Source organism: Octadecabacter ascidiaceicola (genome assembly GCF_900185015.1).
Lineage (GTDB): Bacteria > Pseudomonadota > Alphaproteobacteria > Rhodobacterales > Rhodobacteraceae > Octadecabacter > Octadecabacter ascidiaceicola.
The window spans coordinates 1-5513 of sequence record NZ_FXYD01000010.1 but is presented as its reverse complement, the minus strand read 5'-3'; the positions used below and the strand labels follow the sequence as shown (position 1 = coordinate 5513).

Annotated in this window: 8 protein-coding genes; all 8 read right to left on the bottom strand. The window is 44.8% G+C overall.

The features are described from left to right. Nucleotides 1-100 precede the first annotated feature (100 nt). On the bottom strand, nt 101-628 hold the full coding sequence (locus OCA8868_RS17135; RefSeq protein ID WP_000487867.1) for a hypothetical protein: 528 nt from the start codon (nt 626-628) through the stop codon (nt 101-103). A gap of 110 nt (nt 629-738) precedes the next feature. Beyond that, nucleotides 739-2022 (bottom strand): major capsid protein, encoded by a 1284-nt coding sequence (locus OCA8868_RS17130; protein ID WP_000065572.1) that lies wholly within the window; start codon nt 2020-2022, stop codon nt 739-741. A gap of 36 nt (nt 2023-2058) precedes the next feature. Next, on the bottom strand, nt 2059-2175 hold the full coding sequence (locus tag OCA8868_RS17125) for a phage DNA packaging protein J (protein ID WP_000033471.1): 117 nt from the start codon (nt 2173-2175) through the stop codon (nt 2059-2061). Then, complete coding sequence (locus OCA8868_RS17120; RefSeq protein WP_000084700.1) at nt 2175-2633, bottom strand: scaffolding protein D; 459 nt, start codon at nt 2631-2633, stop codon at nt 2175-2177. The genes OCA8868_RS17125 and OCA8868_RS17120 overlap by 1 nt, the downstream gene beginning before the upstream one ends. After that, on the bottom strand, nt 2630-2869 hold the full coding sequence (locus OCA8868_RS17115) for a phage DNA packaging protein C (RefSeq protein ID WP_016670801.1): 240 nt from the start codon (nt 2867-2869) through the stop codon (nt 2630-2632). The genes OCA8868_RS17120 and OCA8868_RS17115 overlap by 4 nt, the downstream gene beginning before the upstream one ends. Beyond that, nucleotides 2802-2954: a hypothetical protein gene (locus OCA8868_RS17110; protein WP_435988044.1), complete on the bottom strand. Its 153-nt coding sequence runs from the start codon at nt 2952-2954 to the stop codon at nt 2802-2804. Before OCA8868_RS17110 ends, OCA8868_RS17115 begins: the two co-directional genes overlap by 68 nt. Further along, the gene (locus OCA8868_RS17105) at nt 2887-4428 is read right to left on the bottom strand and encodes a replication endonuclease (RefSeq protein ID WP_000252566.1); all 1542 of its coding nucleotides are present in this window, start codon (nt 4426-4428) and stop codon (nt 2887-2889) included. The genes OCA8868_RS17110 and OCA8868_RS17105 overlap by 68 nt, the downstream gene beginning before the upstream one ends. Before the next feature lie 63 nt (nt 4429-4491). Next, nucleotides 4492-5478, bottom strand: a complete 987-nt coding sequence (locus OCA8868_RS17100) for a Minor spike protein (RefSeq protein WP_000466547.1) — start codon at nt 5476-5478, stop codon at nt 4492-4494. Nucleotides 5479-5513 lie beyond the last annotated feature (35 nt).

The window sequence follows — 5513 nt, the reverse complement described above, 5'->3', positions numbered from 1 at the left end:
CCGGAGGCGGCTTTTTGACCGCCTCCAAACAATTTAGACATGGCGCCACCAGCAAGAGCAGAAGCAATACCGCCAGCAATAGCACCAAACATAAATCACCTCACTTAAGTGGCTGGAGACAAATAATCTCTTTAATAACCTGATTCAGCGAAACCAATCCGCGGCATTTAGTAGCGGTAAAGTTAGACCAAACCATGAAACCAACATAAACATTATTGCCCGGCGTACGGGGAAGGACGTCAATAGTCACACAGTCCTTGACGGTATAATAACCACCATCATGGCGACCATCCAAAGGATAAACATCATAGGCAGTCGGGAGGGTAGTCGGAACCGAAGAAGACTCAAAGCGAACCAAACAGGCAAAAAATTTAGGGTCGGCATCAAAAGCAATATCAGCACCAACAGAAACAACCTGATTAGCGGCGTTGACAGATGTATCCATCTGAATGCAATGAAGAAAACCACCATTACCAGCATTAACCGTCAAACTATCAAAATATAACGTTGACGATGTAGCTTTAGGTGTCTGTAAAACAGGTGCCGAAGAAGCTGGAGTAACAGAAGTGAGAACCAGCTTATCAGAAAAAAAGTTTGAATTATGGCGAGAAATAAAAGTCTGAAACATGATTAAACTCCTAAGCAGAAAACCTACCGCGCTTCGCTTGGTCAACCCCTCAGCGGCAAAAATTAAAATTTTTACCGCTTCGGCGTTATAACCTCACACTCAATCTTTTATCACGAAGTCATGATTGAATCGCGAGTGGTCGGCAGATTGCGATAAACGGTCACATTAAATTTAACCTGACTATTCCACTGCAACAACTGAACGGACTGGAAACACTGGTCATAATCATGGTGGCGAATAAGTACGCGTTCTTGCAAATCACCAGAAGGCGGTTCCTGAATGAATGGGAAGCCTTCAAGAAGGTGATAAGCAGGAGAAACATACGAAGGCGCATAACGATACCACTGACCCTCAGCAATCTTAAACTTCTTAGACGAATCACCAGAACGGAAAACATCCTTCATAGAAATTTCACGCGGCGGCAAGTTGCCATACAAAACAGGGTCGCCAGCAATATCGGTATAAGTCAAAGCACCTTTAGCGTTAAGGTACTGAATCTCTTTAGTCGCAGTAGGCGGAAAACGAACAAGCGCAAGAGTAAACATAGTGCCATGCTCAGGAACAAAGAAACGCGGCACAGAATGTTTATAGGTCTGTTGAACACGACCAGAAAACTGGCCTAACGACGTTTGGTCAGTTCCATCAACATCATAGCCAGATGCCCAGAGATTAGAGCGCATGACAAGTAAAGGACGGTTGTCAGCGTCATAAGAGGTTTTACCTCCAAATGAAGAAATAACATCATGGTAACGCTGCATGAAGTAATCACGTTCTTGGTCAGTATGCAAATTAGCATAAGCAGCTTGCAGACCCATAATGTCAATAGATGTGGTAGAAGTCGTCATTTGGCGAGAAAGCTCAGTCTCAGGAGGAAGCGGAGCAGTCCAAATGTTTTTGAGATGGCAGCAACGGAAACCATAACGAGCATCATCTTGATTAAGCTCATTAGGGTTAGCCTCGGTACGGTCAGGCATCCACGGCGCTTTAAAATAGTTGTTATAGATATTCAAATAACCCTGAAACAAATGCTTAGGGATTTTATTGGTATCAGGGTTAATCGTGCCAAGAAAAGCGGCATGGTCAATATAACCAGTAGTGTTAACAGTCGGGAGAGGAGTGGCATTAACACCATCCTTCATGAACTTAATCCACTGTTCACCATAAACGTGACGATGAGGGACATAAAAAGTAAAAATGTCTACAGTAGAGTCAATAGCAAGGCCACGACGCAATGGAGAAAGACGGAGAGCGCCAACGGCGTCCATCTCGAAGGAGTCGCCAGCGATAACCGGAGTAGTTGAAATGGTAATAAGACGACCAATCTGACCAGCAAGGAAGCCAAGATGGGAAAGGTCATGCGGCATACGCTCGGCGCCAGTTTGAATATTAGACATAATTTATCCTCAAGTAAGGGGCCGAAGCCCCTGCAATTAAAATTGTTGACCACCTACATACCAAAGACGAGCGCCTTTACGCTTGCCTTTAGTACCTCGCAACGGCTGCGGACGACCAGGGCGAGCGCCAGAACGTTTTTTACCTTTAGACATTACATCACTCCTTCTGCACGTAATTTTTGACGCACGTTTTCTTCTGCGTCAGTAAGAACGTCAGTGTTTCCTGCGCGTACACGCAAGGTAAACGCGAACAATTCAGCGGCTTTAACCGGACGCTCGACGCCATTAATAATGTTTTCCGTAAATTCAGCGCCTTCCATGATGAGACAGGCCGTTTGAATGTTGACGGGATGAACATAATAAGCAATGACGGCAGCAATAAACTCAACAGGAGCAGGAAAGCGAGGGTATCCTACAAAGTCCAGCGTACCATAAACGCAAGCCTCAACGCAGCGACGAGCACGAGAGCGGTCAGTAGCAATCCAAACTTTGTTACTCGTCAGAAAATCGAAATCATCTTCGGTTAAATCCAAAACGGCAGAAGCCTGAATGAGCTTAATAGAGGCCAAAGCGGTCTGGAAACGTACGGATTGTTCAGTAACTTGACTCATGATTTCTTACCTATTAGTGGTTGAACAGCATCGGACTCAGATAGTAATCCACGCTCTTTTAAAATGTCAACAAGAGAATCTCTACCATGAACAAAATGTGACTCATATCTAAACCAGTCCTTGACGAACGTGCCAAGCATATTAAGCCACTTCTCCTCATCCAACGCGTCAGTTTTTGACAGAATCGTTAGTTGATGGCGAAAGGTCGCAAAGTAAGAGCTTCTCGAGCTGCGCAAGGATAGGTCGAATTTTCTCATTTTCCGCCAGCAGTCCACTTCGATTTAATTCGTAAACAAGCAGTAGTAATTCCTGCTTTATCAAGATAATTTTTCGACTCATCAGAAATATCCGAAAGTGTTAACTTCTGCGTCATGGAAGCGATAAAACTCTGCAGGTTGGATACGCCAATCATTTTTATCGAAGCGCGCATAAATTTGAGCAGATTTGTCGTCACAGGTTGCGCCGCCAAAACGTCGGCTACAGTAACTTTTCCCAGCCTCAATCTCATCTCTCTTTTTGCGTTCTGCTTCAATATCTGGTTGAACGGCGTCGCGTCGTAACCCAGCTTGGTAAGTTGGATTAAGCACTCCGTGGACAGATTTGTCATTGTGAGCATTTTCATCCCGAAGTTGCGGCTCATTCTGATTCTGAACAGCTTCTTGGGAAGTAGCGACAGCTTGGTTTTTAGTGAGTTGTTCCATTCTTTAGCTCCTAGACCTTTAGCAGCAAGGTCCATATCTGACTTTTTGTTAACGTATTTAGCCACATAGAAACCAACAGCCATATAACTGGTAGCTTTAAGCGGCTCACCTTTAGCATCAACAGGCCACAACCAACCAGAACGTGAAAAAGCGTCCTGCGTGTAGCGAACTGCGATGGGCATACTGTAACCATAAGGCCACGTATTTTGCAAGCTATTTAACTGGCGGCGATTGCGTACCCGACGACCAAAATTAGGGTCAACGCTACCTGTAGGAAGTGTCCGCATAAAGTGCACCGCATGGAAATGAAGACGGCCATTAGCTGTACCATACTCAGGCACACAAAAATACTGATAGCAGTCGGCGTGTGAATCATTAGCCTTGCGACCCTCGGCAGCAAGAACCATACGACCAATATCACGAAAATAGTCACGCAAAGCATTGGGATTATCATAAAACGCCTCTAATCGGTCGTCAGCCAACGTGAGAGTGTCAAAAACGATAAACCAACCATCAGCATGAGCCTGTCGCATTGCATTCATCAAACGCTGAATAGCAAAGCCTCTACGCGATTTCATAGTGGAGGCCTCCAGCAATCTTGAACACTCATCCTTAATACCTTTCTTTTTGGGGTAATTATACTCATCGCGAATATCCTTAAGAGGGCGTTCAGCAGCCAGCTTGCGGCAAAACTGCGTAACCGTCTTCTCGTTCTCTAAAAACCATTTTTCGTCCCCTTCGGGGCGGTGGTCTATAGTGTTATTAATATCAAGTTGGGGGAGCACATTGTAGCATTGTGCCAATTCATCCATTAACTTCTCAGTAACAGATACAAACTCATCACGAACGTCAGAAGCAGCCTTATGGCCGTCAACATACATATCACCATTATCGAACTCAACGCCCTGCATACGAAAAGACAGAATCTCTTCCAAGAGCTTGATGCGGTTATCCATCTGCTTATGGAAGCCAAGCATTGGGGATTGAGAAAGAGTAGAAATGCCACAAGCCTCAATAGCAGGTTTAAGAGCCTCGATACGCTCAAAGTCAAAATAATCAGCGTGACATTCAGAAGGGTAATAAGAACGAACCATAAAAAAGCCTCCAAGATTTGGAGGCATGAAAACATACAATTGGGAGGGTGTCAATCCTGACGGTTATTTCCTAGACAAATTAGAGCCAATACCATCAGCTTTACCGTCTTTCCAGAAATTGTTCCAAGTATCGGCAACAGCTTTATCAATACCATGAAAAATATCAACCACACCAGAAGCAGCATCAGTGACGACATTAGAAATATCCTTTGCAGTAGCGCCAATATGAGAAGAGCCATACCGCTGATTCTGCGTTTGCTGATGAACTAAGTCAACCTCAGCACTAACCTTGCGAGTCATTTCTTTGATTTGGTCATTGGTAAAATACTGACCAGCCGTTTGAGCTTGAGTAAGCATTTGGCGCATAATCTCGGAAACCTGCTGTTGCTTGGAAAGATTGGTGTTTTCCATAATAGACGCAACGCGAGCAGTAGACTCCTTCTGTTGATAAGCAAGCATCTCATTTTGTGCATATACCTGGTCTTTCGTATTCTGGCGTGAAGTCGCCGACTGAATGCCAGCAATCTCTTTTTGAGTCTCATTTTGCATCTCGGCAATCTCTTTCTGATTGTCCAGTTGCATTTTAGTAAGCTCTTTTTGATTCTCAAATCCGGCGTCAACCATACCAGCAGAGGAAGCATCAGCACCAGCACGCTCCCAAGCATTAAGCTCAGGAAATGCAGCAGCAAGATAATCACGAGTATCCTTTCCTTTATCAGCGGCAGACTTGCCACCAAGTCCAACCAAATCAAGCAACTTATCAGAAACGGCAGAAGTGCCAGCCTGCAACGTACCTTCAAGAAGTCCTTTACCAGCTTTAGCCATAGCACCAGAAACAAAACTAGGGACGGCCTCATCAGGGTTAGGAACATTAGAGCCTTGAATGGCAGATTTAATACCAGCATCACCCATGCCTACAGTATTGTTATCGGTAGCAAGCACATCACCTTGAATGCCACCGGAGGCGGCTTTTTGACCGCCTCCAAACAATTTAGACATGGCGCCACCAGCAAGAGCAGAAGCAATACCGCCAGCAATAGCACCAAACATAAATCACCTCACTTAAGTGGCTGGAGACAAATAAT

Bases quoted from the DNA above. Each gene is read 5' to 3' on its own strand.
- OCA8868_RS17135 (WP_000487867.1), bottom strand. From the start codon at position 628: ATGTTTCAGACTTTTATTTCTCGCCATAATTCAAACTTTTTTTCTGAT.
- OCA8868_RS17130 (WP_000065572.1), bottom strand. From the start codon at position 2,022: ATGTCTAATATTCAAACTGGCGCCGAGCGTATGCCGCATGACCTTTCC.
- OCA8868_RS17125 (WP_000033471.1), bottom strand. From the start codon at position 2,175: ATGTCTAAAGGTAAAAAACGTTCTGGCGCTCGCCCTGGTCGTCCGCAG.
- OCA8868_RS17120 (WP_000084700.1), bottom strand. From the start codon at position 2,633: ATGAGTCAAGTTACTGAACAATCCGTACGTTTCCAGACCGCTTTGGCC.
- OCA8868_RS17105 (WP_000252566.1), bottom strand. From the start codon at position 4,428: ATGGTTCGTTCTTATTACCCTTCTGAATGTCACGCTGATTATTTTGAC.
- OCA8868_RS17100 (WP_000466547.1), bottom strand. From the start codon at position 5,478: ATGTTTGGTGCTATTGCTGGCGGTATTGCTTCTGCTCTTGCTGGTGGC.